Origin of the sequence: Streptomyces sp. NPDC097981 (assembly GCF_040302565.1) — a bacterium.
GTDB lineage: Bacteria > Actinomycetota > Actinomycetes > Streptomycetales > Streptomycetaceae > Streptomyces.
In genome coordinates this window covers 163,769-190,071 of the sequence record NZ_JBEORW010000012.1, presented here as the reverse complement: position 1 = coordinate 190,071, position 26,303 = coordinate 163,769, and the positions used below count along the sequence as shown (strand labels likewise).

The 26,303-nt window shown below is 72.1% G+C and carries 27 protein-coding genes; 11 read left to right on the top strand and 16 right to left on the bottom strand.

Annotation, left to right across the window (positions count from 1 at the left end):
- Window positions 1–114: 114 nt before the first annotated feature.
- The 6 genes from ABTY04_RS14945 to ABTY04_RS14920 all read right to left on the bottom strand — a co-directional run bounded on the left by ABTY04_RS14945 (window position 115) and on the right by ABTY04_RS14920 (window position 5,798).
- Complete coding sequence (locus ABTY04_RS14945) at window positions 115–756, bottom strand: TetR/AcrR family transcriptional regulator (protein ID WP_352213778.1); 642 nt, start codon at window positions 754–756, stop codon at window positions 115–117.
- Window positions 753–1,589 carry a sugar phosphate isomerase/epimerase family protein gene (locus tag ABTY04_RS14940; RefSeq protein WP_352213777.1) on the bottom strand — a complete coding sequence of 279 codons (837 nt, stop codon included), beginning with the start codon at window positions 1,587–1,589 and terminating at the stop codon, window positions 753–755. Before ABTY04_RS14940 ends, ABTY04_RS14945 begins: the two co-directional genes overlap by 4 nt.
- An 89-nt stretch (window positions 1,590–1,678) precedes the next feature.
- Window positions 1,679–2,236 carry a class IV adenylate cyclase gene (gene cyaB / locus ABTY04_RS14935; RefSeq protein WP_352213776.1) on the bottom strand — a complete coding sequence of 186 codons (558 nt, stop codon included), beginning with the start codon at window positions 2,234–2,236 and terminating at the stop codon, window positions 1,679–1,681.
- On the bottom strand, window positions 2,233–2,547 hold the full coding sequence (locus tag ABTY04_RS14930) for a 4a-hydroxytetrahydrobiopterin dehydratase (RefSeq protein ID WP_352213775.1): 315 nt from the start codon (window positions 2,545–2,547) through the stop codon (window positions 2,233–2,235). The genes cyaB and ABTY04_RS14930 overlap by 4 nt, the downstream gene beginning before the upstream one ends.
- Before the next feature lies 1 nt (window position 2,548).
- On the bottom strand, window positions 2,549–3,709 hold the full coding sequence (locus ABTY04_RS14925; protein WP_352213774.1) for an NsdA family TPR-like regulatory protein: 1,161 nt from the start codon (window positions 3,707–3,709) through the stop codon (window positions 2,549–2,551).
- A 1,159-nt stretch (window positions 3,710–4,868) separates the two neighbouring features.
- Window positions 4,869–5,798, bottom strand: coding sequence for a Ppx/GppA family phosphatase (locus tag ABTY04_RS14920; RefSeq protein ID WP_352213773.1), 930 nt, complete (start codon window positions 5,796–5,798; stop codon window positions 4,869–4,871).
- Between the two features lie 63 nt (window positions 5,799–5,861).
- Here ABTY04_RS14920 and ABTY04_RS14915 point away from each other — a divergent pair, with 63 nt between their 5' ends.
- On the top strand, window positions 5,862–6,683 hold the full coding sequence (locus ABTY04_RS14915; RefSeq protein ID WP_352213772.1) for a DUF3109 family protein: 822 nt from the start codon (window positions 5,862–5,864) through the stop codon (window positions 6,681–6,683).
- A gap of 28 nt (window positions 6,684–6,711) precedes the next feature.
- On the opposite strand, the gene ABTY04_RS14910 is transcribed toward ABTY04_RS14915, so the two are convergent.
- Window positions 6,712–8,439 carry a BACON domain-containing protein gene (locus ABTY04_RS14910; RefSeq protein WP_352213771.1) on the bottom strand — a complete coding sequence of 576 codons (1,728 nt, stop codon included), beginning with the start codon at window positions 8,437–8,439 and terminating at the stop codon, window positions 6,712–6,714.
- A 159-nt stretch (window positions 8,440–8,598) separates the two neighbouring features.
- On the opposite strand from ABTY04_RS14910, the gene radA reads away from it, so the two are divergent.
- Window positions 8,599–10,002, top strand: coding sequence for a DNA repair protein RadA (gene radA / locus ABTY04_RS14905; protein WP_352213770.1), 1,404 nt, complete (start codon window positions 8,599–8,601; stop codon window positions 10,000–10,002).
- A 229-nt stretch (window positions 10,003–10,231) separates the two neighbouring features.
- Window positions 10,232–11,356, top strand: a complete 1,125-nt coding sequence (gene disA, locus ABTY04_RS14900; RefSeq protein WP_352213769.1) for a DNA integrity scanning diadenylate cyclase DisA — start codon at window positions 10,232–10,234, stop codon at window positions 11,354–11,356.
- A gap of 43 nt (window positions 11,357–11,399) precedes the next feature.
- On the opposite strand, the gene ABTY04_RS14895 is transcribed toward disA, so the two are convergent.
- Entirely contained in the window at window positions 11,400–12,212 is an 813-nt protein-coding gene (locus tag ABTY04_RS14895; protein WP_352213799.1) for a hypothetical protein, read from the bottom strand.
- Window positions 12,213–12,381: 169 nt separating this feature from the next.
- Between ABTY04_RS14895 and ABTY04_RS14890 the strand changes: the two genes are divergently transcribed.
- The 7 genes from ABTY04_RS14890 to ABTY04_RS14860 all read left to right on the top strand — a co-directional run bounded on the left by ABTY04_RS14890 (window position 12,382) and on the right by ABTY04_RS14860 (window position 18,827).
- Window positions 12,382–12,996, top strand: coding sequence for a phosphatase PAP2 family protein (locus tag ABTY04_RS14890; protein ID WP_352213798.1), 615 nt, complete (start codon window positions 12,382–12,384; stop codon window positions 12,994–12,996).
- A 23-nt stretch (window positions 12,997–13,019) separates the two neighbouring features.
- A complete protein-coding gene (locus tag ABTY04_RS14885; RefSeq protein ID WP_352213768.1) occupies window positions 13,020–13,937 on the top strand; it encodes an iron-sulfur binding domain-containing protein in 918 nt (305 codons plus the stop codon).
- A gap of 173 nt (window positions 13,938–14,110) precedes the next feature.
- Window positions 14,111–14,683: a SigE family RNA polymerase sigma factor gene (locus ABTY04_RS14880; protein WP_352213767.1), complete on the top strand. Its 573-nt coding sequence runs from the start codon at window positions 14,111–14,113 to the stop codon at window positions 14,681–14,683.
- A gap of 38 nt (window positions 14,684–14,721) precedes the next feature.
- Window positions 14,722–15,357 carry a hypothetical protein gene (locus tag ABTY04_RS14875; RefSeq protein ID WP_352213797.1) on the top strand — a complete coding sequence of 212 codons (636 nt, stop codon included), beginning with the start codon at window positions 14,722–14,724 and terminating at the stop codon, window positions 15,355–15,357.
- Between the two features lie 46 nt (window positions 15,358–15,403).
- On the top strand, window positions 15,404–16,117 hold the full coding sequence (gene cseB, locus ABTY04_RS14870; RefSeq protein WP_352213766.1) for a two-component system response regulator CseB: 714 nt from the start codon (window positions 15,404–15,406) through the stop codon (window positions 16,115–16,117).
- Window positions 16,114–17,427, top strand: coding sequence for a two-component system sensor histidine kinase CseC (cseC, locus tag ABTY04_RS14865; protein ID WP_352213765.1), 1,314 nt, complete (start codon window positions 16,114–16,116; stop codon window positions 17,425–17,427). The genes cseB and cseC overlap by 4 nt, the downstream gene beginning before the upstream one ends.
- Window positions 17,428–17,489: 62 nt before the next feature.
- Complete coding sequence (locus ABTY04_RS14860) at window positions 17,490–18,827, top strand: LamG-like jellyroll fold domain-containing protein (RefSeq protein ID WP_352213764.1); 1,338 nt, start codon at window positions 17,490–17,492, stop codon at window positions 18,825–18,827.
- Window positions 18,828–18,843: 16 nt separating this feature from the next.
- Here the strand turns inward: ABTY04_RS14860 and ABTY04_RS14855 are convergent, their stop codons facing one another.
- Together ABTY04_RS14855 and ABTY04_RS14850 are read right to left on the bottom strand one after the other, a co-directional pair.
- Window positions 18,844–19,458, bottom strand: a complete 615-nt coding sequence (locus tag ABTY04_RS14855; RefSeq protein WP_352213763.1) for a M23 family metallopeptidase — start codon at window positions 19,456–19,458, stop codon at window positions 18,844–18,846.
- A 401-nt stretch (window positions 19,459–19,859) separates the two neighbouring features.
- Window positions 19,860–22,385 carry an ATP-dependent Clp protease ATP-binding subunit gene (locus ABTY04_RS14850; RefSeq protein ID WP_352213762.1) on the bottom strand — a complete coding sequence of 842 codons (2,526 nt, stop codon included), beginning with the start codon at window positions 22,383–22,385 and terminating at the stop codon, window positions 19,860–19,862.
- Window positions 22,386–22,835: 450 nt separating this feature from the next.
- Here ABTY04_RS14850 and ABTY04_RS14845 point away from each other — a divergent pair, with 450 nt between their 5' ends.
- Window positions 22,836–23,483: an SCO3374 family protein gene (locus ABTY04_RS14845; RefSeq protein WP_352213761.1), complete on the top strand. Its 648-nt coding sequence runs from the start codon at window positions 22,836–22,838 to the stop codon at window positions 23,481–23,483.
- Here ABTY04_RS14845 and ABTY04_RS14840 read toward each other — a convergent pair.
- The 6 genes from ABTY04_RS14840 to ABTY04_RS14815 form a co-directional block, all read right to left on the bottom strand.
- Entirely contained in the window at window positions 23,465–23,800 is a 336-nt protein-coding gene (locus tag ABTY04_RS14840) for a histone-like nucleoid-structuring protein Lsr2 (protein ID WP_352213760.1), read from the bottom strand. The two genes, ABTY04_RS14845 and ABTY04_RS14840, sit on opposite strands and share 19 nt — an antisense overlap.
- A gap of 165 nt (window positions 23,801–23,965) precedes the next feature.
- A complete protein-coding gene (locus ABTY04_RS14835; RefSeq protein ID WP_352213759.1) occupies window positions 23,966–24,496 on the bottom strand; it encodes an amino-acid N-acetyltransferase in 531 nt (176 codons plus the stop codon).
- 9 nt (window positions 24,497–24,505) lie between these two features.
- Complete coding sequence (locus ABTY04_RS14830; protein WP_352213758.1) at window positions 24,506–24,985, bottom strand: BlaI/MecI/CopY family transcriptional regulator; 480 nt, start codon at window positions 24,983–24,985, stop codon at window positions 24,506–24,508.
- 113 nt (window positions 24,986–25,098) lie between these two features.
- On the bottom strand, window positions 25,099–25,272 hold the full coding sequence (locus ABTY04_RS14825; RefSeq protein ID WP_352213757.1) for a hypothetical protein: 174 nt from the start codon (window positions 25,270–25,272) through the stop codon (window positions 25,099–25,101).
- Window positions 25,273–25,285: 13 nt separating this feature from the next.
- Entirely contained in the window at window positions 25,286–25,939 is a 654-nt protein-coding gene (locus ABTY04_RS14820) for a hypothetical protein (RefSeq protein ID WP_352213756.1), read from the bottom strand.
- Window positions 25,940–26,039: 100 nt separating this feature from the next.
- Window positions 26,040–26,225, bottom strand: coding sequence for a DUF397 domain-containing protein (locus ABTY04_RS14815; RefSeq protein ID WP_327284698.1), 186 nt, complete (start codon window positions 26,223–26,225; stop codon window positions 26,040–26,042).
- Window positions 26,226–26,303: the final 78 nt, after the last annotated feature.

Sequence of the window (26,303 nt, the reverse complement as noted above, 5' to 3'; positions counted from 1 at the left end):
CCCATCTGTGCGGTGGCGCGAGGCGCCTGCCGCGACTGTGGATATGGCTCGGTTACGAGGCTACGCCCCTGGCCCGGGATGCGGACAAGGTGTCCGGATCCCGGGACGTACGGCTCAATCCTCGGTCAGGTAGCGCTGGAGGGTGGGTGCCACGAGGGTGACGATGGCCTCCGGGTCGGCGGACGCGAGGGGCTCGACCTGGACCACGTACCGCAGGAGCGCGATTCCGATCATGTGGGAGGCTGCGAGCTCGGCACGGAAGGTGGGGTCGGGGACGTCGAGGTCGGCCGCGACCCGTTCCAGGAGGCGGCGCAGGACCAGTCGGCGCAGCACCGCCGCCGCGGCCTCGTGGGTGAGGGCGGAGCGGATGACGGCGAGGAGGGGGGCGCGGGTGACCGGGTTCTCCCAGATGCCCAGGAAGTAGCGGGCCAGGCGTTCACCGATGCCCTCGGGGCCCTCTCCCAGGATCGCGGGGATGACGAGGGCCGGCTCCATGCTGACCTCGATGGCGGCCGCGAAGAGCTCGTCCTTGCTGCCGAAGTAGTGGTGGACCAGGGCCGGGTCCACGCCGGCCACCTTCGCGATCCCGCGGACGGAGGTCTTGTCGTACCCGCGCTCGGCGAACACCTCACGGGCGGCGAGACGGATCCGCTCCTGGGTGCCGGGGCCGTCGTCGGCCTCGTCCTGGCGGGGGCGGCCAGGGCCGCGGCGGGGCTTCGGCTGCGGCTTCTGCTGCGCGGGGTCCGGCCCGGTCATGGGCGCGGGGCCTTGACGGGGGCGGCGGTGGGGCTGGCCGCGAGGTGGAGGCGGGTGAAGGCCAGGGCCTCGGCGAGGTCGGCCTCGCGCTCCGCGGAGGACATCGCGCGGCGGGTGTTGACCTCGATGACGACGTGCCCTGCGAAAGAGCCGGTGGCGAGGCGTTCCAGCAGCTCGGCGCAGGGCTGGGTGCCGCGGCCGGGGACGAGGTGCTCGTCCTTGGCGGAGCCGTTGCCGTCGGCGAGGTGGACGTGTGCGAGGCGGTCGCCCATGCGGTCGATCATCGCGGTGGCGTCGGTCCGGGCGGTGGCGGTGTGCGACAGGTCGACGGTGAAGTGCCGGTAGTCGTCCTTGGTGACGTCCCACTCGGGCGCGTAGGCCAGCATCTCGCGGTCCCGGTACCGCCAGGGGTACATGTTCTCGACGGCGAACCGCACGTCCGTCTCGTCGGCCATCCGCCAGATGCCACTGACGAAGTCCCGCGCGTACTGCCGCTGCCAGCGGAACGGCGGGTGCACCACCACGGTGCTCGCGCCGAGCCGCTCGGCCGCCGCCTGGGCGCGCTGGAGCTTGGTCCAGGGGTCGGTGGACCAGACGCGCTGGGTGATCAGCAGACACGGCGCGTGCACGGCGAGGATCGGCACCTGGTGCGTGTCGGAGAGGCGGCGCAGGGCGTCGACGTCCTGGCTGACCGGGTCCGTCCAGACCATCACCTCGACGCCGTCGTAGCCCAGGCGCGCGGCGATCTCGAAGGCGGTCGCCGTCGACTCCGGGTAGACGGAGGCGGTGGAGAGGGCGACTTTCGCGGTCGGGATGCGGACTGGTTTTGCCACGGGGACAGGGTACGGGCCGCACGCCCCGCCCCGCCGTGACGATCACCACCCGGGCGCCGGTTCCCGACATGACCGGCGGCGGGCGGGGCTCAGCCGCCGCGCCGGGCCCTCACCGCGTCGGTGTACAGCTCCCGGGTCAGGTCCTCCGCCCGGATGCCCAGCTCGGCGAGCACAGCCCGGACGTCACCGAGGGCCCCGGGCAGGTCCTCCTCCGCGACAAGGGTCTCCAGCTCCAGGAAGGTCCCGTCCACTTCGGGGAGGCGGACCAGAGTGGCGAGCATGCGTCGGCCCCGCGCCTCGAAGGCATAGTTCCGGCACCGCTTCTCGAAGGCGATGGCGGGCACGTAGCCGAGGCCGCGCAGCATCGCGTGCACCGCCTCGGCGTCCTCGACCCGAGTCTCGTGCTCCGGCTTCGAACCGGACTCCTCGTCCACCCCGGCGCCCTTGTGCGTGAGAACGGTGCGGGTGTCGTCCGGACCGTGCACGGTCCGGACCCGAAGCTCCTCGTCCCGGGCCTCCAGCGCCCGGTCCGACGTGTCGTAGTCGGTGTCCCGGTACACCTCGGCCCGCCCGCCGGCCCGCTCCTCCAACCGCCGCAGCATCTCCTCCGGCGCATGCACCCGCGCCTTGAGCTCCGCCTCGATCACTCCAGGGGGAGGGCTCGGTGTGCGGCGACGATCACGTCGATCCGGTGCGCCAGGTCGAAATCCGCGGCGGTGAGGCGGTGGCCGGCGTCGTGCGTCGTGATGGACGCCCGAAGGTGGTCGATGCGCAGATCGAGATCCGCATGATGGCCGATCCGCCGGGACCGGTCCGCGATGGTCACGATCGCGGCCACCGCCGCGTGGTAGCGGATCTCGTACGCACGGGTGATCTCGTCACCCTTTCGCTCCCAACCCGGCAGGCCCACCAGGCGCTCCGCGATCTCCTCATCGGACAGCGGCTCAGGCACACCCATGTCAGCTCCCCTCGTTCACAGGTGCCAGGATCTCGGCCAGGTCCCGGCCTACCGGGGCATCGTGCCACGGGCGCATCACGCGCTCCAGGGTGGCGAGTTCGCGGGACATGCGCGCGGACCGGGTTTCGACCGCGATCTCGACCGCCTCGCGAGCGATCTCGACGGCGTGGTCGGGCTCCCTCGCCGCGGCGGCTGCCGTGGCATGGCGAGCGAGGTACACGCCACGGTCTCGGCGGGCGGTGACAGGCACTCCGTCGAGAACCTGCGCCCAGAGGGAGCCGGCTTCCCGGCCGAGGCCGAGCCGCCCGTAACAGGTGGCACGCTGCACCTGGTAGCCCGGTGTCCTGCGGCAGGCGTTGCCCCATGGCAAGTCATCGTCGACACGTTCGAGAAGACCAGTCGCTGTGTCGATGAGCCGGTTCACGGCGGGCCGGTCACCGGTGAGACTGGCGCCATGTGCCTGCTGCTGCATGGCCATGATCCTGACCTTGGGAAAGAGCCTGTCCGACTCATCGAGGACGGCCTCGCAAAGGTCGATGACCCCGTACCCGTCGCCCAGGTCCGTACGGACCTGGGCTTGGTTCACCAGGCTGTACCCGATGAGGTGCGGGTCGCGTGACCGGACTGCGATTTCCTGGGTGACACCCCTCCAGAACGCGGCGGCGCCGAGGTCGCCCGCATCTTGGTACAGCCAGCCGACGAGCGCGGCATAAGCGGCCCCGGCGCGGAGGAGACCGCGCCGCACCTCGCCCTTCGCTGAACGGATGAGCTTGCCGATCAGTCGGTACTGCGCGCTGACGGTACCGATCAGATCATGCGGACCGAGGTACATGTCGGCCCGGTAGTGCCCTTCGAGCTGCTGCTGGAAATAGTCGACGTCGCCCTCTTCGTGTGCTTCGGGACGGATCCAGCCGTCGGGCGTCGTGAATCCCAGGTCCTCGGGCCATTGGCCGAACACGTCGTGCAACACCATTGCGGTTTCGGCGGGCGGCCAGCCCGGGCGCACGCCCTCCCACCGCCGCCACGTACGCGGCGACACATCGAAGTGTCGATCGTCGAGGAGCTGCCGCCCGTGCACGGATAAGCCCTTCGCGGCCTGTTCCATCGTGCGCCAGCCGAGACGGAGTCGCGCGGCCCGGAGTGCGTCATTGCGGTGGCTCATGGCCCCAGCTTGAGGTGTCAATCGCATCTGTCCCCGGCCATGGCCGTCACGTGGCCGCCGATGGCCACGCGATGACCTATCTGCCCCTCTGCGTGTCGGTTCATCATCGGCCCATGAAGACGAACTGCGCAGACGAACGCCTCAAGACGAGTCGCACAGCGCTCTCGTTGCCCACCCGGTCATCGGGCCTCAGCGCCGAACTGGTGGCCCGTGCGAACGCCGGGTGGCAGAGGTTCCTGCGCAGCGCAGGCAAGGGAGTGACGCAGTCCGATGCCTGAGCGCTATGAATACGTCCCGCACCCGCTGCTGCGCGTCGTGTGCGCGATGTCGCGTCCGGCACGGAGGGCGAGCTGATGGCAGTGATCAACGAGAACGTCTCAGCCGTGGCCGCCCGGGAGTACTGGATCGACCTGGCCTATATCCGAGGCGCATCCGGCCGCGAGTTCTCCACATCGGCGGAAAACATCCAACCGGCCCAAGGCTCGGACTTGTGCCGGCCGCCACGCCGAATCGGAGATCCGCGCCCCGGCCCACCTGAGCAACCCCGGACGGCCGCCGGCCGCCACGCCGACCGGAGCGCGTAGCGATCTGTCGCGTGCCGCCCGCCTGCCCGGTGCCGGCGGTGGTCTGGTCGCTGTCCGGCTCCGGCTGGGCCGCCCCGACCCGGAACGGGCCTGCTCGTGGGCCCGGCTGGGCAGCCGGGCCCCCGGAACCGGGCCTTGGCGGCGCTGATACCGCCCTGCGCACTGCTTGTGCCCAGGTGACCGTTCCTTCGGGGGCTTCCCGGCAGTCCTTGTCTTTCCGGGGCGGGGCGGGCGGTCAAGGGTGGCCGGAGGCCATCGCGTAGCGACGCGAAGCGCCCTTGAGGGCCCGACCCGACACGGGGAGACGATGGGACTGACGGGAAACCCCCGAGGCCTCCCCGATGCCGATCAAGGAGCTACCGCCCCCAGGCCCCGGCTCCGCAGGCAGGGCCTCCCGAGCGACCGGGCCCAGTCCTCGACGCTGAGGGGGCGGGTGGGCAACCACCGCACCGCGGTGGTGGAGCCAGGGGGGTGAGGCCCCACCGGGCGCAGCCACCCGGAACCTCGGCCCCGCCCCGGGCGCACCGCCCCCGCGGCTCCAGGTCCCGCCCCAGGAGTGCCCCGTACCGCCCCCGTCAGGACGGCAGGTGGTCCAGCCTCCGGAGGATGACGCCCTCCCGCAGGGCCCACGGGCAGATCTCCAGCGTGTCGACGCCGAACAGGTCCATCGCGCCCTCGGCGACCAGCGCCCCCGCCAGGAGCTGGGCCGCGCGGCCCTCCGAGACGCCCGGGAGGGCCGACCGCTGCGCGGTCGTCATCGCCGCCAGCCTCGGAACCCACTCCTCCAGGGACTTGCGGGTCAGGTCCCGCTGTACGTAGAGGCCGTCCGCCGTGCGCGCCGCGCCCGCGATACGGGCCAGCTGCTTGAAGGTCTTGGACGTCGCCACCACGTGGTCCGGCGCCCCGAAACGGCTGAACTCGCCGACCGTACGGGCGATCTGGGCGCGCGCGTGCCGGCGCAGGGCCCGTACGTCCGAAGGGTCCGGCGGGTCGCCCGGGAGCCAGCCGCTGGTGAGACGGCCCGCGCCCAGCGGGAGGGAGACCGCCGCGTCGGGGTCCTCGTCGATCCCGTACGCGATCTCCAGCGAGCCGCCGCCGATGTCGAGGACCAGCAGCTTGCCCGCGGACCAGCCGAACCAGCGGCGGGCGGCGAGGAAGGTCAGGCGCGCCTCGTCCTCGCCGCTGAGGATGGACAGGTCGATTCCGGTTTCGCGTTTCACGCGGGCCAGGACCTCGTCCGCGTTCGTGGCTTCCCGTACGGCGCTGGTCGCGAAGGGCAGCACGTCCTCGCAGCCCTTGTCCTCGGCCGCCTGTGCCGCGCCGCCGATCACCGAGACGAGCCGCTCGACGCCTTCCGGGGTGACCGCCCCGTGCTCGTCGAGCAGCTCCGCCAGCCGCAGTTCCACCTTGTGCGAGTGCGCCGGCTGCGGGCGCGCGCCGGGGTGCGCGTCCACCACCAGCAGATGGATCGTGTTCGAACCCACATCGAGGACACCGAGTCTCATACGAGGGAACGCTACTGTGCGGCTGGACCCTGGGTGGAGTAAGGGGCGCTTAGGCTTGGGTTTGTGCCAAATACGAAGAAGGCCAGCAAGTCCAAGATCACCAAGAAGGCCAAGGCTCCGGCCAAGGCTTCGGTCACCCGTGACGAGAAGGGGCTCGACTTCCCGCGGGCCTGGGTGGAGTTTCCCGACCCCGCCGATGCCGAGCAGGTCTTCCGCTGCGACCTGACCTGGCTGACCTCCCGGTGGACGTGCATCTTCGGAAGCGGCTGCCAGGGCATCCAGGCCGGGCGGGCCGACGACGGCTGCTGCACCCTCGGCGCGCACTTCTCGGACGAGGAAGACGAGCAGCGGGTCGCCGAGCACGTGGCGCGGCTGACCCCCGAGCTGTGGCAGTTCCACGACGTCGGCAGCGAGACCGGATGGACGCAGCACGACGACGACGGGGAGAAGCAGACCCGCCGCTGGGACGGCGCGTGCATCTTCCTGAACCGGCCGGGGTTCCCCGCCGGGGCCGGCTGCTCGCTGCACATCCTGGCGATGCAGGAGGGACGCGAGCCGCTGGAGACCAAGCCCGACGTGTGCTGGCAGCTGCCGATCCGGCGAACGTACGACTGGATCGACCGGCCCGACGACACGCGCGTGCTCCAGGTGTCGATCGGCGAGTACGACCGGCGCGGCTGGGGTCCGGGCGGGCACGACCTGCACTGGTGGTGCACGTCCGCGACGTCCGCGCACGGCGCCGGCGATCCGGTGTACGTGTCGTACCGCGCCGAGCTGACCGAGCTGATGGGCAAGGAGGGGTACGAGGCCCTCGTGAAGCTGTGCGAGGCGCGGCTGTCCTCGCTGCTGCCGATGGCCCCTCACCCTGCCGACCCGGTCGCCTAGAGACCGGCCGCCCGGCGGCGGGCAGGCCTCAGGGCGAACCGGGCGCCGGCGCGCGGGGGTCCGCGGGCGGGGAAACCGTTCCTTCTGAGGCGCTCGGCGTCGGCGTGGGCGTCGGCGTAGGGGTCGGCGTGGGCGTCGGCGTGGGCGTCGGCGTAGGGGTGGGCGTGGGGGTCTGCGACGGCGTGGGGGTGGGCGTGGGCCTCGGGTGCGCGGGCTCCGTCGGCGTGGGCGCCGGACGGCCGCGGCCCCGGATGGAGACCACCGCGCCGCCGGGATCCACGCCGACCCGGGCGGACCAGGCGCCCACGGGCTGGTCCTCGGTGTCGACCGTGATCCACAGGGTGACCGATTCTCCCGGGGCCAGCGTGCCCGCGGTCCGGCTCGCGCGCAGCCAGGGGGCGTCGGACCAGAGCCGCCAGTCCACGGGCGCCCCACCGGACGCGGTGAGGGTGAGCATGGTGGTGCCCCTGTGCGAGGAGGCGGCGACGGAGAGCCGGCCGGGGTTCCCGGCCCGGTCGGGGGCGGCGGGCGGCCCGCTGCTGATCACCGCGACGGAGACGTCCGGGGCGGCGCGGCCCGGGGCGAAGCCGGGCTCGCCGGTGGCGTGCGCGGCGTTGCCGGCGTTCTCGAAGGCGTGCAGCGGGCGGCCGTCCTGGTGCGGCGCCGGGATCTCGGACTCGCTCGCGGAGATCCGGGTGCTGTTCGCCCCGACGGGCTCTCCGGTGTCCGGGGCGCCGCGGTAGGCCGCCCAGAGCGCGATGACCGGGGCCGCGACGACGGTGGCGACGACGGTGGTGGTCACGGCCCGGGCCCGCAGCCGGTCGCGGCGGGCCGCCCTGTCCCTGGGGTCCATCGGGAAGCCGGTGCGGTCGAAGCGCGGGCCGGACCGGCGGGGCCCGCGGCTCCGGCCGCCGGAACGCAGCATGGCCGCGCGGACCGCGGTGCGCGGGGCGGCGACCAGCGGGAGGGCCGCGTCGATGCCGCCCGTGCCGGGCCAGGGCGACGCGGCGCCGGCGCGCTCGGCAATGCGGCGGCACCGGGGACAGTCGTCGACGTGGCGGACCAGCTCGGCGCGCAGGGTGGTGGACAGGAGCACCTGTCCGTCGCCGGTGAGCCGGGACACGGAGGGGCAGCCTCCCGCCTCGACGACGGCGAGTGCGGCGCGGGTCCGCTCCACCTCGCAGGCGGCTCCGGCCAGCAGCTCCCGAGCGGTGGCGGGGGGCGTGCCGAGGACGGCGGCGAGTTCGGGGACGCCGAGGCCGTGGCGGACAGCGAGTTCGAGGGCCTCGCGCTGCGCGGGCGTGGTGCCGGCGGCCTCGGGCCAGGCGAGCCGGGCCAGCTCGGTGCGGCGGTACGCGCCCACGTCCAGGGAGCGGTGTGCCTCCGGCGCGTGCTCCGCATCGGTGTGCTCCGGCGTGCGCCGGGCGGAACGCGCTCCCGGCCGGGCCCGCCGGTGCTCAGCCAGCCACCGCAGGCAGGCCCAGCGGGCGAGGGCGTACAGCCAGGCCCGCCGGGCCCCCTCGTCGGGGCAGCGGCCGGGGTGGCGCTCGGCGACGGCCAGGACGTCGGCGAGGACGTCGGTGGCGGTGTCGTGGTCGCAGAGGACCGACAGGCAGTACGTGAACAGGCCGTCCAGGTACGGCTCGTGCCGGCAGGGGGGCGGCTGTTCTCCTTCGGGGCCCTCAGAGGGCGTGCGCCCGTGCGCCCGGTGTGCGCCGGAGCGCGGGGCGGGGCGTTCCTGGTTGCTGCTGCTCACCCTGGCGAAGGTAGGCGGCACGTCGGTGAGGGCCGTGAAGCCTTCAGCTGTTTTAGCCCTTACGGGTGAACAGATCGAACGTGTGCTGACCGCGGCCCTGACGCCCGGCGGGCGGCCGGGACGCGGGCGCTGTCACAGGGGCCGGATACCGTGGGCCGCATGGCTGCCCGCACATCTCGCTCATCCGCCAAGGACCGGCCGTCCTACCGCTGCTCCGAGTGCGGTTGGACGACCGCGAAATGGCTCGGGCGGTGCCCCGAATGCCAGGCGTGGGGCACCGTCGAGGAGATGGGCGGCGCGCCCGCCGTGCGGACCACCGCCGCCGGGCGGGTGTCGGCGCCCGCGCTCCCCATCGCGCAGGTCGACGGCCGGACGGCGACCGCCCGCAGCACGGGCGTGAACGAGCTGGACCGGGTCCTCGGCGGAGGGCTCGTGCCCGGCGCCGTGGTGCTGCTGGCCGGCGAGCCGGGCGTCGGGAAGTCGACGCTGCTGCTGGACGTGGCGGCGAAGGCGGCCAGTGACGCGCACCGCACGCTGTACGTCACGGGCGAGGAGTCGGCGAGCCAGGTGCGGCTGCGGGCCGACCGGATCAACGCGCTGAACGACCACCTCTTCCTCGCCGCCGAGACCGACCTGTCCGCCGTACTGGGCCACCTCGACGCCGTGCAGCCCTCGCTGCTGATCCTGGACTCCGTACAGACCGTGGCCTCGCCCGAGATCGACGGGGCGCCCGGCGGCATGGCCCAGGTCCGCGAGGTGGCCGGGGCGCTGATCCGGGCCTCCAAGGAGCGCGGGATGGCCACCCTGCTGGTCGGGCACGTCACCAAGGACGGGGCGATCGCCGGTCCCCGGCTCCTGGAGCACCTGGTGGACGTCGTCCTCAGCTTCGAGGGCGACCGGCACGCGCGGCTGCGCCTGGTGCGCGGCATCAAGAACCGGTACGGGGCCACCGACGAGGTCGGCTGCTTCGAGCTGCACGACGAGGGGATCACCGGGCTCGCCGACCCGAGCGGGCTGTTCCTGACGCGGCGCGCGGAGGCCGTCCCCGGGACCTGCCTGACGGTGACCCTGGAGGGCAAGCGCCCACTGGTCGCCGAGGTGCAGGCGCTCACCGTCGACTCGCAGATCCCCTCGCCCCGGCGGACCACCTCGGGCCTGGAGACCTCCCGCGTCTCGATGATGCTGGCGGTGCTGGAGCAGCGCGGCCGGATCACCGCGCTCGGCAAGCGCGACATCTACTCCGCCACCGTGGGCGGTGTGAAGCTGACCGAGCCGGCCGCCGACCTGGCGATCGCGCTCGCGCTGGCCTCGGCCGCGAGCGACGTACCGCTGCCGAAGAACCTCGTGGCGATCGGCGAGGTCGGCCTCGCGGGCGAGGTGCGGCGCGTGACCGGGGTGCAGCGGCGGCTCGCCGAGGCGCACCGGCTCGGCTTCACGCACGCCCTGGTGCCCGGCGACCCCGGGAAGGTGCCGGCCGGGATGAAGGTCATCGAGGTCGCCGACATGGGTGACGCGCTGCGGGTCCTGCCGCGCGGGCGCTCGCGGGCGGCGGCCAAGGAGTAGCCGGGACGGTACCCGGGCAGGACTCCCGGGGAGTGCCCGCGGAGCGTCCGGGGAGTGCCCGCGGAGCAGCGCAGGAGCAGCACGGGAGTTGCCGGTGAGGAGGCCCGTAAGGGGTCCCCCGCGGGCACCCTTGGCCAAGCCACGGCGGGCGCACAGCGCGCGCCGGTAGACTTTGTGCTGGTCCGCCCGGCCGTACGCAGGCGGCGCAACCCGCGACCGGAGGAGTGCAGTGGCAGCCAAGGACGGGGCAGCAGCACCCGGGAAGTCCGGCGCGAGCGCCAAGCACGAGGCGTTGATGCGTGCCTCCCTGAGCGCGGTCGCTCCTGGTCAGCCGCTGCGCGACGGCCTGGAGAGGATCGTCCGCGGCAACACCGGCGGCCTCATCGTCCTCGGGATGGACAAGGCCGTCGAGGCGATGTGCACGGGCGGTTTCGTCCTGGACGTGGAGTTCACCGCGACCCGGCTGCGCGAGCTGTGCAAGCTCGACGGCGCGCTCATCCTGGACAAGGACCTCAGCAAGATCCTCCGGGCCGGCGTGCAGCTGGTGCCGGACGCGTCGATCCCGACGGAGGAGACGGGCACCCGTCACCGCACCGCGGACCGCGTCTCGAAGCAGTGCGGCTTCCCCGTCGTGTCGGTGTCGCAGTCGATGCGGCTGATCGCGCTGTACGTGGACGGGGAGCGCCGCGTCCTGGAGGAGTCCGGGGCGATCCTGTCGCGGGCGAACCAGGCACTGGCCACGCTGGAGCGGTACAAGCTGCGCCTCGACGAGGTCGCCGGGACGCTGTCCGCGCTGGAGATCGAGGACCTGGTCACGGTGCGCGACGTGACGGCGGTCGCGCAGCGGCTGGAAATGGTCCGCCGCATTGCCACGGAAATCGCTGAATACGTGGTCGAGCTGGGCACGGACGGGCGGCTGCTGTCGCTCCAGCTGGACGAGCTGACGGTCGGGATCGAGCAGGAGCGGGAGCTGGTGATCCGCGACTACGTACCGGAACCGACGGCGAAGCGCTCCCGCACCGTGGAGGAGGCGCTGCCGGCCCTGGACGCGCTGACGCACCCGGAGCTGCTGGAGCTCGCCATCGTGGCGCGGGCGCTGGGGTACACGGGCTCGCCGGAGACCCTCGACTCGGCGGTGTCCCCGCGGGGCTACCGGCTGCTGGCGAAGGTTCCGCGGCTGCCGGGGGCCATCATCGAGCGGCTGGTGGAGCACTTCGGCGGCCTGCAGAAGCTGCTGGCCGCGTCGGTGGACGACCTGCAGACGGTCGACGGCGTGGGCGAGGCCCGCGCCAGGAGCGTCCGCGAGGGCCTGTCCCGCCTGGCGGAGTCCTCGATCCTCGAACGGTACGTCTGACCCGGGCCCCGGGCCCCGCACGGCAGCGGGGCCGGGCTCCGTCCTAGTCCTTCTTCAGGACGAACGAGGTGCGGGCCACCGGCATGCCCGGGGACTTGACCTCGACCACGTACGTGTCCGGAGCCGCGCTCCCCGCCGGGGGCGTCTGGCACTGGTCGGCCGCGCTGAACTTCCTGTCCCACTCCACCGACTGCTTCGTCTCGCCGTGGGCCGGCACCCGGAAGAACGCGTTGGCCGCGCCCGAGGGGCAGTCCGCCGAGGACCAGACCGCCTTGCTGGTGCTCGCCTGAAGGATGGTCAGGACGGCCTGCTTCGGGCCGAGATCAACCTTGCAGGTCGTGCCGGAGACATTGCGCGCGACCAGTTCGAGGCGGGGCTTCTCGCTCGTCTCGTACTCGTTCTTCACGCTCTTGACCTCCCACTGGAGCCCGCTCGGGGCGCACGTGGGAAGCGGGGAGTCCGCGGGGACCTGGGCCGCCGTGCCGCCCGTACCGCTTCCGCCGGCGCCACCGCCGCCGGAAGCGGAAGCGGAACCTGCCCCCGGGCCCGAAGTGCCGCCCGGCTCACCGTTCTTGCCCGCGCCGCCGCCCGGCTCGCCGTTCTGGCCCGCGCCGCCGCCCGACTCCGCGCGCCCGCCCGGCGCCTGACTGATCGCCGGCCCCGACCCCGACGGCCCCGGGGTGATCGAGGCGACGGGGTCGGGGCCCTTCTCGCCCTTGCCGTCCGTACTCGGCTTACCCCCGCCCGAACTGACGGTCCATACGGCGAGCAGCGCGAGGAGCGCGACAACGGACGCCAGCACGGCCCTCCGTCGCCAGTAGATGGAGGAGGGGAGCGGCCCGACCGGATTGCGCATAGATCCCACGGACGGAACTTTACGAGAGTCCGCGGCCCGTTCCGCGCCCCCCATGCCGCGCGACCGGCTTATTTTGCCGATGATCATCATGCGGGCGTATATCGGACCGTCGCGTTTCAGCCAAGGGTCCTGCACGGGGCGCCTCAGCCGTTGAGTACGGTCAGTGACCATGGAAACCTCCGGCCTCTACCGCAACATCACCGATTCCGCCCATTCCGCACCCGGCTGGCTGCAGTCGGCGTTCGAGGTGTGGACGGAGTACGGGCTCCTGCTCTTCGGCCTCCTCTTCATAGCCGTGTGGTGGCGCGCGCGCACCGAGGACGGCCCGCGGGGCGTGGCCCTCGCCGTCCTCGCACCGCTCGCCACCGCCGTCGCGTACGTCGGCTCCGAGGTCGTCAAGTCCGCCGTGCACGAGGAGCGGCCGTGCCGGGCCGTCGCCGGGGCCGCCGCCTCGCTCGTCGCCTGCCCGGCCCCCGGCGACTGGTCCTTCCCGAGCAACCACTCCGCCATCGCGGGCGCCGCCGCCGTCGCGCTGGCCTTCGCCGTGCGCCGCCTGGCGCTGCTGACGGTCCCGCTGGCCCTGCTGATGGCCTTCTCCCGGGTCTTCGTCGGCGTCCACTACCCCCACGACGTGATGGTGGGCCTGCTGCTCGGCGGCTCGCTCGCCGCGCTCTTCGTCCACGGCCTGACCGGTCCGATCAGTACGATCACCGCCGCCATGCGGGCGAGCGGCGGCCGCGCCGCCGTCTGGTTCACCGGCCCGGGCCCGGCGCGGCGGCTCTGAAACGTGCCAGGATGCCGTTTGCCATGACTGCATCCACGAGCCCTTCCCCCGACATGTCCCACGCGCTGCACTCCCCGGTCATCGTCTGGTTCGAGGAACACGCCCGCGACCTGCCCTGGCGCCGCCCCGACGCCGGCCCCTGGGGGGTCATGGTCAGCGAGTTCATGCTCCAGCAGACCCCCGTCAGCCGGGTCCTGCCGGTGTACGAGCAGTGGCTCGCCCGGTGGCCCCGCCCCGCCGATCTGGCCACGGAGGCCCCCGGCGAGGCCGTACGGGCCTGGGGGCGGCTCGGCTACCCCCGGCGGGCCCTGCGCCTGCACGGCGCGGCCGTCGCGATAACGGAACGGCACGGGGGCGACGTACCGCGGGACCACGCCCAGTTGCTCGCGCTGCCCGGGATCGGCGAGTACACCGCGGCCGCGGTGGCCTCCTTCGCGTACGGGCAGCGCCATGCCGTGCTCGACACCAACGTGCGCCGGGTGTTCGCCCGTACGACGACCGGGGTCGAGTACCCGCCGAACGCCACCACCGCGGCCGAGCGGCGCCTGGCCCGGGCCCTGCTGCCCGAGGACGAGGACACCGCGGCCCGCTGGGCGGCGGCCTCGATGGAGCTCGGCGCCCTGGTGTGCACGGCCAAGTCCCCGGACTGCGCGCGCTGTCCGGTGGCCGGGCTGTGCGCGTGGCGCCTCGCCGGGAAGCCGCCGCACGACGGTCCGCCGCGGCGCGGGCAGACGTACGCCGGGACCGACCGGCAGGTGCGGGGCAAGCTCCTCGCGGTGCTGCGGGACGCGGTCGGGCCGGTTCCGCAGTCCGTGCTCGACACGGTCTGGGACGAGCCCGTGCAGCGGGCCCGCGCGCTGGACGGGCTGGTCTCGGACGGGCTGGTCGAGCCGCTCGCCGCGGGGATGTACCGGTTGCCGCAGGGCCCCGGCACAAACTGAGCCCGAGATTCCGTTTAGCTCGGCGAAACCCCAGCTCACGGCACTGTTACACAACCTATGGGTGTCCGTGCGCCCACCGAAGGCTGGCCCGCACAGGCTCGTGACAACCCCTCCGTACCTTCGAATCCGTAGGGCACGGGGATGAGCGGTTGGACGGGTGGAGGCGGTCTGAGATGGCGCACGGCGAGGTACTCGGATTCGAGGAGTACGTACGCACACGGCAGGACGCGCTCCTGCGCAGTGCCCGGCGCCTGGTCCCGGACCCGACGGACGCGCAGGACCTCCTGCAGACCGCACTGGTGCGCACCTACGGCCGCTGGGACGGCATCGCCGACAAGACCCTGGCCGACGCCTACATGCGCCGCGTCATGATCAACACCCGGACCGAGTGGTGGCGGGCCCGCAAGCTCGAAGAGGTCCCCACCGAGCAGCTCCCGGACGCCTCCATCGAGGACGGAACCGAGCAGCGCGCCGACCGCGCCCTGCTGATGGACATCCTCAAGGTCCTCGCACCCAAGCAGCGCAGCGTGGTCGTGCTGCGGCACTGGGAGCAGATGAGCACCGAGGAGACCGCTGCCGCGCTCGGGATGTCGGCGGGTACTGTGAAGAGCACCCTGCACCGCGCGCTGGCCCGTCTCCGGCAGGAACTGGAGAGCCGGGATCTCGACATGCGCGCGTTGGAGCGCGGTGACCACCGCGGTGACCACACCATCCGGTACGAGGGGCGTGAGCGGTGCGCGGCCTGAATGGCCAATACCTGAGCGACAGGAGTTCGCTGGTGCTGATGTCGGCGGGGACGATCGTCCTCGTCGGCACTGTGCTGTTCGCGGCCGGCTGCGCCGCCGGCGGCACCGGTCTGCGCGACGGCGGGCCCGCCCACACCGAGTCGGTGGCCAGGAGCGGGCCGCCGGCGACCACCCCGCCCGACCACGTCCCGGCCACCACGGGAGCGTCGGGCAAGCCCGCCACGCGGGTCGACCCCGTCGCACTCCTCCAGGCGGACCCGAAGGTCAGCGCCGAGGTCAAACGGGACCTCAAGCCCTGCACGGGCAAGGAGTACCCGATCGACGTGAGCTACGGGAAGGTCGCCGGGAGTCCCGTCGCCGACATCGTGGTCAACGTGCTGTCCTGCGCCGACGCGCTCGGGCGGGGCACATACGTGTACAGGTCACAGGGCGGGAGGTACGAGAATGTGTTCTCGGACGAGCAGCCGCCCGTCTACGGGGAGATCGACCGGGGCGACCTGGTGGTCACCAAGCCCGTCTACGGGAAGAGCGACCCCCTCGCCTACCCGTCGGGCGAGGACGTGATCACGTACCGCTGGAACGGGGAGAAGTTCACCGAGCAGGACCGGGTGCACAACGACTACAGCAACATCGGCGGGGCCCAGCCCGCCCCCGCGGTCACCCAGAAGAACTGACGTACCCGAGACGCGAAGAAGCGAAGAACCGAGGCGAGGCTTGCGCATGGCCGAGACCCATGTCCTGTTCGTGGAGGACGACGACGTCATCCGTGAGGCCACGACCCTGGCGCTGGAACGCGACGGGTTCGTGGTCACCGCCATGCCCGACGGACTGTCCGGGCTGGAGTCCTTCCGGGCCGACCGGCCCGACATCGCCCTGCTCGACGTGATGGTGCCCGGCATGGACGGCGTGAGCCTGTGCCGCCGGATCCGCGACGAGTCCACCGTCCCCGTGATCATGCTGTCGGCGCGCGCCGACTCCATCGACGTCGTACTGGGCCTGGAGGCGGGCGCCGACGACTACGTCACCAAGCCCTTCGACGGCTCGGTCCTCGTCGCCCGTATTCGCGCGGTGCTGCGCCGCTTCGGCCACGCCGGCGGCCCGCAGAACGGCCGGCCGGGGGCGCACGGCGAGGACGGCTCCGAGGAGCGCGGGGTGCTGCTCTTCGGCGACCTGGAGGTCGACACCGAGGGCATGGAGGTCCGCAAGGCCGGCGCCCCGGTGGCACTCACGCCGACCGAGATGCGGCTGCTGCTGGAGTTCTCCTCCGCGCCCGGCACCGTGCTGTCCCGCGACCGGCTGCTGGAACGGGTCTGGGACTACGACTGGGGCGGCGACACCCGCGTCGTGGACGTCCACGTCCAGCGGCTGCGCACGAAGATCGGGCAGGACCGCATCGAAACGGTCCGGGGATTCGGATACAAGCTGAAGGCATGAGGCGCTTCACCCTCCGTACGGGGATCCGCTGGAAGATCACGCTCGCCATCGCCGCCGTCGGCGCGCTCGTCGCCGTCGCACTGAGCCTGGTCGTGCACAGTGCTGCCCGCGTGTCGATGCTGGAGAGCGCCCGCGAGGCGCAGCTGGCCAACGTGCAGTTCATCGCCCGCATCGCCGAAGCCGGGCGCAAGCCGTCCATGGGAGCCAAGGTCAACGACCCCGACCTGCCCGCCGCGCTGCGCGAGAAGGCCAGGTCGGGGCGGCGCGGCACGTACGTCCAGGAGTCCCGCAAGGGGGTGCCTGAGGTGTGGGCCGCGGTGCCGCTCGGGAACGGGCAGGTGCTGTCTCTGCACAACCCGTTCAAGGAGAGCGCCAACATGGTGCGCGACCTGGACCGGGCCCTGGTCGTCGGGTCGCTGTCCGTCGTGGTCGCCGGCGCGGCGCTCGGCGTGCTCATCGGCGGGCAGATCTCGCGCCGGCTGCGCAAGGCCGCGGCCGCCGCGCAGCGGGTGGCGCACGGGGATCCCGACGTGCGGGTGCGGGACGCGGTCGGGGGCGTCGTACGGGACGAGACCGACGACCTCGCGCGGGCCGTGGACGCCATGGCGGATGCGCTCCAGCAGCGGCTGGAGGCCGAGCGGCGGGTGACCGCGGACATCGCACACGAGCTGCGGACCCCGGTGACGGGCCTGCTCACAGCGGCGGAACTGCTGCCTCCGGGGCGGCCGACCGAGCTGGTGCGGGACCGGGCGCAGGCGCTGCGGGCGCTGGTCGAGGACGTACTGGAGGTGGCCCGGCTGGACAGCGCGTCCGAGCGGGCGGAGCTCCAGGACGTGGCGCTGGGCGAATTCGTGAGCCGGCGGGTGAAGGCGCTGATGCCGGAGGCCTCTGTACGGGTGGTCGCGGACGAGATCGTCAGCACCGACCCGCGGCGGCTGGAGCGGATCCTGGGCAACCTGCTGGCCAACGCCGCGCGGTACGGGCAGCCGCCGGTCCAGGTCGACATCGAGGGCCGGGTCGTACGGGTCCGGGACCACGGGCCGGGCTTCCCGGAGGCACTGCTGCGCGAGGGGCCGAGCCGGTTCCGCACCGGGTCGACGGACCGCGCCGGGGTGGGGCACGGGCTGGGGCTGACCATCGCCGAGGGGCAGGCGCGGGTGCTGGGAGCCCGGCTGACGTTCCGCAACGTGGCGGCCCCGGGCGGCGTGGACCGCGAGGGTGCGGCGGCCGGCGCCGTGGCGGTGCTGTGGCTGCCGGAGCACGCGCCGACGGCGACGGGGAGCTTCCCGATCGTCACGCAGCCGGGCTGAGCCGGGAACGGATCCGGACCGGGCCGCACAGACGTGCGGGCCCGTGTTTTAGCATCCGTGGCATGACCGACGGTACGAATCCCCCCAGCAACCCGCAGCCCGAGCCCGCCCCGGGGAACGGGGGCTACGGGTTCCCGCCGGTCCCGCCGGCCCCCGCGCCCGGCTACGGCTACCCGCCCGGCGCGCCTGCGCCGGCCGGCGGCGGTGGCTTCGGTCCGCCGCCGCCGGCCCAGCCCGCGGACGGCGGCGGCTACGGCTACCCGCAGCCGGGTGCTCCCGGCGCTCCCGGCGCTCCGGGTACTCCTGGCGCTCCCGGTGCTCCCGGTGCTCCCGGTGCTCCCGGTGCTCAGCCCAACCCGTACCAGCCGGCTCCGGCCGCCGCCCCGGCCCCGGCACCCCAGCAGTGGGCCCAGGGGCTCCCGAACATGGGCGCGCCCCCGGCGCCCGCCGCTCCGGGCCCCGGGCTCCCCGGGCCGTTCGTGCCTCCGTCGGACCAGCCGGACTGGGAGGCCATGGCCGACCGCTCGGCGGCCGAGAAGCGCAGGAAGCGGCTGTGGATGATCGGCGGCGCGGTGACCGTACTGGCGCTCCTCGCCGGCGGTGGAACGTTCCTGCTCCTCGGCGACGACAAGGGCGGGAACGAGGCGGAGAACGACAAGCCGTCGTCCCCGTCCGCGTCGGCCTCGCCCTCCCCCAGCGGGTCGAAGAGCAAGGCGCCGGTCGACAACACCCCGACCGTCAAGGACGACCCGACCCAGATCCGGGACCGCAGCGGAAAGGCCCCGCTGAAGATGGGCGCCGATGCCGGGATCTTCCCGATCGACAAGCGCTTCGAGATCCGCACGAAGGGCAACGAGAACTCGTACGCCGAGTCCGAGAAGCCCGTGGTGGACACGTCCAAGAGCTTCACCGTCTCGGCGCGCGTGTGGATCCGCACCGCGAAGGGGCGCCAGATCGCCGTCAGCCAGGGCAACGAGAAGTCGTCCTCGTTCGAGCTGGGCCTGGACCAGGTGAACGGCAAGCCGGCCTGGGTCTTCCGGGTGCAGACGGGCGACCAGGGCGCGGACGCGACCACCGTGGTCGTGGCCGGCGACGCCCCGAAGATGGAGAAGACCTTCGCGGAGCTGACCGGGACCTACGACGCCGAGCGCAAGCTGGTCGCCCTGTACGTGAACGGGAAGAAGACCGGCGAGAGCCCGGTCCCGGGCATCTTCCAGGCCCCCGGCCCGCTCCAGCTGGCCCGGGCCCGGCACGAGGACAAGTGGGCCGCCGCGTGGAACGGCGCCATGGACAGCGTGCAGACGTACGACGCCCTGCTGTCCCCGGCGCAGATCGACACGCTCAAGGCGGGCAAGGTGGACGCGTCGACGAAGCCGACGGGCTCCTGGCTCCTGTACTGAGCGGCTCCGGAACCGGTCAGACGGTGACGCCGACGGCGCGCAGGAAGGCGACCGGGTTCACGGCCGAGCCGTAGTTCGGGGTGGTCCGGATCTCGAAGTGGAGGTGCGGGCCGCTCGAATTGCCGGTGTTGCCGGACAGGCCGATCTTCGTGCCCTTGGTGACCTTCTGGCCGATCCGGACCTGGATCTTCGAGAGGTGCGCGTACTGCGAGTACGTGCGGTTCCCGTGCTTGATCACGATGGCGTTGCCGTACGCCGGGCCGTCGCCGCCGCCGCGCGGGCCGGCCTTGACGACGACGCCGGCGTGGGCGGCCTTGACCGGGGTGCCGACGGGGCAGGCGAAGTCCTGGCCCGAGTGCTTGTGGGACCACATCGTGCCGCCCTTGCCGAAGGTCGCGGAGAGCGTGTAGCGCGCGACCGGCTTCTGCCAGGTGACGGTCTTCGCCGCGGCCGCGGAGGCCTGGGCGGCGGCCTGCGCCGCCACCAGCTCGGCGGTCGCGGTCAGGGCGGTCTGCGGGGCCGTGTCGGCGAAGGCGGCGGTCGTCCCGGCACCAAGGGCCAGGGCCGCACCGAGAGCGGTGGCGCCGATGGCTATACGGGTACGACGGGTGCTGACGCGCTTCGAGGACATGAAGGAGGCCTCCGGGCCGGGGACAAAGGACGGTTCGGGCTTGAAGCCGCCCGGCCCGCTGGGGAGCGAATGCCGGGCTTGCCCACCCTTGGTAACCCGTGTCCCATGCCATCCCCAAACCTCCCGATTACTACCGGGGCTCGTAGGGGCGGGAGGTGTGACGAATCCGGTTGACCGCGTCCCCACTGGGCCGAGGGCATGGGCAAAATGGACATTCCACCTACGAGACGCCCTAGTAGGTCCGTTTTGTCCTGTGCGGCTTGTCACCGGCGCGAGCCTCCCGGCGGACGCTTTCAGGACCTGAAGGGACGCCCCGGACAGGACCCGGCACGCAGGCAAAAGGGGCGGCCCCGGAACCGTGTGGTTCCGGGGCCGCCCCTTCGTGCAGCTGCGGCTACTGCTTACGCGCCCTTGGAGAGGTCCGGGCCGGAGCCCGAGGCCTCGATCGGGGGAATGTCCGGCAGAGCCGACTTCTCCTCACCGCGGAAGGTGAACTTGGCCTCTTCGCCGTCACCCTCCTTGCCCACGACCACGATGTGGCCGGGACGCAGCTCGCCGAAGAGGATCTTCTCCGAGAGGATGTCCTCGATCTCGCGCTGGATGGTGCGGCGCAGCGGGCGGGCACCCAGGATCGGGTCGTAGCCCCGCTTGGCGAGCAGGAGCTTCGCGTCACCGCTCAGCTCGATGCCCATGTCGCGGTCCTTCAGGCGCTCGTCGACCTTGGCGATCATCAGGTCGACGATCTGGATGATGTCTTCCTGCGACAGCTGGTGGAAGACGACCGTGTCGTCGACGCGGTTCAGGAACTCGGGCCGGAAGTGCTGCTTGAGCTCTTCGTTGACCTTCGCCTTCATGCGCTCGTAACCGGTCTTGACGTCGCCGACAGCGGCGAAGCCCAGGTTGAAGCCCTTCGAGATGTCCCGGGTACCCAGGTTGGTCGTCATGATGATGACCGTGTTCTTGAAGTCCACGACCCGGCCCTGGGAGTCGGTCAGGCGACCGTCCTCCAGGATCTGGAGAAGGGAATTGAAGATATCCGGGTGGGCCTTCTCGACCTCGTCGAAGAGGACGACGGAGAACGGCTTGCGGCGCACCTTCTCGGTGAGCTGGCCGCCCTCTTCGTAGCCCACGTAGCCGGGGGGCGAACCGAAGAGGCGGGAAACCGTGTGCTTCTCGCTGAACTCCGACATGTCGAGGGAGATCAGCGCGTCCTCGTCGCCGAAGAGGAATTCGGCGAGCGTCTTGGAGAGCTCGGTCTTACCGACACCGGACGGGCCGGCGAAGATGAACGAGCCACCCGGGCGCTTCGGGTCCTTCAGACCCGCACGGGTACGGCGGATCGCCTGGGAGAGCGCCTTGATGGCGTCCTTCTGGCCGATGACCCGCTTGTGGAGCTCGTCCTCCATGCGGAGCAGTCGCGAGGACTCCTCCTCGGTGAGCTTGAAGACGGGAATGCCGGTCGCGGTCGCGAGGACCTCGGCGATGAGCTCGCCGTCGACCTCGGCGACGACGTCCATGTCGCCGGCCTTCCATTCCTTCTCGCGCTTGGCCTTCGCCGCCAGCAGCTGCTTCTCCTTGTCGCGGAGAGACGCCGCCTTCTCGAAGTCCTGGGAGTCGATGGCCGACTCCTTGTCGCGGCGCACGCCCGCGATCTTCTCGTCGAACTCGCGGAGGTCCGGCGGCGCGGTCATCCGGCGGATGCGCATCCGGGAGCCGGCCTCGTCGATCAGGTCGATCGCCTTGTCCGGCAGGAAGCGGTCCGAGATGTACCGGTCGGCCAGCGTCGCCGCCTGGACCAGGGCCTCGTCCGTGATGGAGACGCGGTGGTGGGCCTCGTAGCGGTCGCGCAGGCCCTTGAGGATCTCGATGGTGTGGGGGAGGGAAGGCTCCGCCACCTGGATCGGCTGGAAGCGGCGCTCAAGAGCCGCGTCCTTCTCAAGGTGCTTGCGGTACTCGTCCAGCGTCGTGGCACCGATGGTCTGGAGCTCACCACGGGCCAGCATGGGCTTGAGGATGCTGGCGGCGTCGATCGCGCCCTCGGCGGCGCCCGCACCCACGAGGGTGTGGAGCTCGTCGATGAACAGGATGATGTCGCCGCGGGTGCGGATCTCCTTGAGCACCTTCTTCAGGCGCTCCTCGAAGTCACCGCGGTAGCGGGAGCCCGCGACCAGGGCGCCGAGGTCCAGGGTGTAGAGGTGCTTGTCCTTGAGGGTCTCGGGCACCTCGCCCTTGACGATCGCCTGGGCCAGGCCCTCGACGACGGCGGTCTTGCCGACGCCGGGCTCGCCGATGAGGACCGGGTTGTTCTTGGTACGGCGGGACAGGACCTGCATGACCCGCTCGATCTCCTTCTCGCGCCCGATGACCGGGTCGAGCTTGGATTCGCGGGCGGCCTGCGTGAGATTGCGGCCGAACTGGTCCAGGACGAGCGAGGTCGAGGGAGTGCCCTCGGCCGGGCCGCCGGCCGTGGCCGACTCCTTGCCTCCGCCGGAGTAGCCGGAGAGCAGCTGGATGACCTGCTGCCGGACTCGGTTGAGATCGGCGCCCAGCTTCACCAGGACCTGGGCGGCGACGCCCTCGCCCTCGCGAATGAGGCCGAGCAGGATGTGCTCGGTGCCGATGTAGTTGTGGCCGAGCTGGAGGGCCTCTCGGAGCGAAAGCTCCAGGACCTTCTTCGCCCGCGGAGTGAAGGGGATGTGGCCGGACGGGGCCTGCTGCCCCTGACCGATGATCTCCTCAACCTGCTGGCGAACAGCCTCGAGCGAAATCCCGAGGCTCTCCAGGGCCTTAGCGGCGACACCCTCACCCTCGTGGATCAAGCCCAGGAGGATGTGCTCGGTGCCGATGTAGTTGTGGTTGAGCATCCGGGCTTCTTCCTGAGCCAGGACGACAACCCGCCGCGCGCGGTCGGTGAACCTCTCGAACATCGTTTATCGCTCCTCAGAGCGGTCGGGCAGTTCGGGGTCGGTCCCCGCCCTGTCCTTCCGCATGCTAGTCCCGCGGGGCGGGACAGCTCATTCCAACTGCCGACATCCGTCCGCGATCACCCCCACGTCAGTGGGGAAAACCGGCTGCAACAGCCGACAACTGCTCCAACCCGATGGTGCGAGACGATGTTCCCGCAGGCCAGGCAGATACCCGTCACACGTGTACGCCGATGGCGAACGGAAGCCGCCCAAATCAGCGTGTCGCCCCGATCCACTAGGAATGTCTTACCCGTAAGCACGGACACTCCATGCCGGTGGCACCGGTTCCATCCGCTACGGGCGAACACGATTGCGTCCCGAATGTGGGACTCCGACCCGACAGAGGTTTACGTTCCGCATGGAGTCCGGCGCGCTGCGTAACTCCCGGGCGCCTTCGGAGTTGCTCCGGGCATGGCCGCCACCGTTCCGCCTCCCCGCGTCGCGCCCGAGGATTCACCCGGGGATTCCCCCCGGGATTCGTATGCGTCCTGGTACGAGGGGGTGCTCGGCTGGCCCGTCGTGGGCGGGCCGCCCGCCCGGCTGCTCACCGGGACGCGGTTCGACGTACTGGAGCTGCCGGCCGATGCCGGGGCGGAGGTGCTGCGCAGACCGGTCACCACGGGTCCGGTGGCCCTCGCGGGTCGCCGGATGCGGTTCCTGGTGGCGGCGGGGGGCGCGGACGAGCTGGAGGGGCTGCTCGACTGGCTGGAGTGGGGCGGGGTCGCCCTGGATCTCACCGCCTTCGGCGCCGGCGGCCGGATCACGGCCCCGGCCCCGCCGGGCCACCCCGGGGGCAGTCCCCGGGGGGCCGCCGTGTGGCTGCGCCCCCCCGCGCAGGGGTGTGAGGCGCTGCTGCCGTCCCTGCCCGGTCCCGGGCAGGGCGGCGCCGGTTCCCGGCACGGTGGTGCCGGGTCCGATCTCGTTCGCCTCGTCGCCGCGGCGGCGACGGAATGCCACCGGGCGCGCCTGTGGCGGGGTGCGCCTGCGCGGAGCCCCGCGGCCGGCCCCTGCACGGGCCGGCCGGGTCAGACCCTGACGGGTCAGGCCCGGTTCTCGTAGGCCTCGCGGATCTCCTGCGGGACGCGCCCGCGGTCGTTGACGTTCATCCCCTGGGCCTTGGCCCACGCGCGGATCTCGGCGGTGTCCGGGTTGCCGGAGGCCGGAGCCGTCCGCGCCTTGGCGCGGCCGCCGGAGGCGCGGCCACCGGTGCGGCGGGCGCCCTTGACGTAGTCGGCGAGCGCGGAGCGCAGCTTCTCCGCGTTGGCGGTGGTGAGGTCGATCTCGTAGGTCTTGCCATCCAGAGCGAACGTCACGGTCTCGTCCGCCTCGCCACCGTCGAGGTCGTCGACAAGAAGGACCTGAACCTTCTGTGCCACCGGGATTTCCTTTCATCGAAAAGCAGTACGCGGAAAGGAAACCGCTTTTCTCAGGAAAACACAAACCCCCTGGGAGAGGTTCGAGACCGCAACGCGGCGGGAAACATACGCGATTCGGACATAGGCCACAGGTGCGCGGAGCACGGGAAAAGCCGCCGTGATCGTTCAGAGGTGCAGAAGCATCCGGCTGTTGCCCAAGGTGTTCGGCTTCACTCGTTCGAGACCGAGGAACTCGGCGACGCCCTCGTCATAGGAACGCAGGAGCTCCATGTAGACATCCGTCTCGACCGGGGTCTCGCCGATCTCGACGAAGCCGTGCTTCGCGAAGAAGTCCACTTCGAAGGTCAGGCAGAAAACCTTCCGGACGCCCACCGCCCGGGCGGTGTCCAACAACTGCCGGAGCAGCTGATGGCCGACTCCGGCGCCCTTCAGCGCACGGTCGACCGCGAGAGTGCGCACTTCGGCCAGGTCTTCCCACATGACGTGGAGAGCGCCGCAGCCCACCACCTGGCCGTCGGAGTCGCGTTCCGCGACCCAGAACTCCTGGATGTCCTCGTAAAGGACGACCGGGGCTTTGTCGAGGAGGATCCGCTGCTGCACGTACTGGTCGAGCAGGCGGCGCAGCGCGGGAACATCTCCGGTGCGGGCCCGGCGGATCGTCACTGTTTTTGCGTGTGCAGCGGAAAACTCAGCCATGCCCGGACGCTATCGCCCCGGCTCGGTACCGCGCTCGGCGGAGTCCCCTTCGGCGGCAGCGGGTTCGGGGGGCGCTTCGGCGGGCGCCGCGGCCGCTGGTTCCGCGGCGGTCCCGGCGACCGACTCGCCGTCGTGCCCCACGATCCGGATGGCGTCCCGGAGGGCCTCGCGCTGTTCCGCGGACATCATGTCGAAGAAGGCCACGAGGGCGGCCGCGGGGTTGTCGCTCGTCGACCAGGCTTCGTTCATCAGTGCGGCCGAGTAGGCGGCACGGGTGGAGACCGCGGTATATCGATAGGCGCGGCCTTCGGCTTCCCGGCGGACCCAGCCCTTCTGATGGAGATTGTCCATAACCGTCATGACCGTGGTGTACGCGATGGACCGTTCCTGCTGGAGGTCTTCCAGAACTTCACGAACAGTGACCGGGCGGTTCCACTGCCACACCCGCGTCATGACCGCGTCTTCGAGTTCTCCCAAGGGGCGAGGCACAACAGCACGATAGTGCGGAATGTGCGGAATTGCCCAGCTATTCGGAACACAACGCGCCATGGAATCCGGGGGCCTCCGACGAAGTCGGCGGACCCCCGGCCCCGCGTGTGCCGCTACTTCCCGGGCTGCGCCTGCCGGGCCGCCTCGGCGCGGGCGATCACGGCGTCGACCGCCGCGTCTTCCTTGGCCTTGTTGGCGCCGCCCTGGCTCTTCACGATCGTCACGACGAGCATGATGAAGAAGCCGGCCATCACTACGGGGGGCACGAGCGCGGAAACGTAGTCCATGCCCCCAGCGTAGCTACCCGGCGGCGAGCCCGGCCGCCGGGGGCGGAGTGGGCTTGCGGCGCGGCGGGAACACCTCGCCGGGCGTCGGGATGGGCCGCTCGGACGGGCGCTCGGCGGGCCGCTCGGGGCGCTGCGGCTCCTTGGGGGCCGGTGCGGGGCGCGCGGGCCCCTCCTTGCCGTCCTTGGCGTCCCCTGCGGCCTTGGCATCTGAGGCGTTCCTGCCCCCGGCCAGGGCCAGCAGCCGGGTCCGGGGCGCCGGCGCGGTGGAGAGCCGCCGTCTGACGGAGCGCTCGGCGATGACCTGGGAGCGTTCCAGCAGCGCCGCCGCGACCGGGTTGGCCCGCAGGGCGCGCAGGGCCGCGAGGTCGTCGGGCGCGGGCTCGTACCCCGCGGCCAGGGCGTCCTGGAGCAGCTCCAGGTAGCCGGAGAGGCCGCCGGGCAGGGAGCCGCGGTAGCGGGCGAGGTCGGCCAGGAGGAACTCTCTGAGCCGCCCCGCCTCCTGGACCGCATCATCCACCGACTGCGCGAGGCGCAGGCAGTCCTGGACCTCGGAGGTCGTCAAGGGGGCCGTGGAGGACTGGAGGGCGTGGGCGAGCGTTCGCCTGAGCACGCGCAGCTCGGCTGCGCTGAACGCCATGCCGCCGCGGGATCCGTAGGGCGTGGGCATGGGCCGAAGATACGCGCTAATCGGACAAAATCCCCTGATCGGCACGATTCCGGGCGCGTCAGCCCGGGCGCCCGCCCGAGCGACGGCCCGGGCGCCCGCCCTACCCCTGCGCCTTGACGGCGTCAAGGAAGTCGGCCCAGGCGGCCTGGGTCGTGGCCAGAACCAGGTGCGCCGGGTCGGCCCGGTCGGCCACGCGGACCAGGTGCCCGGGGGCCGCGGAGACGTAGACGCAGGCGTCTCCTTCGCCGCAGTACGTGGACTTCTGCCAGGCGGGGTGAGCGGTCATGGTGTCTCTCCTCGGGGGACGGCTCCGTTGCTTCCCGTGGAAGGGAAGGTAACTCCGAGCGGGCTCCGCGCCGACGAC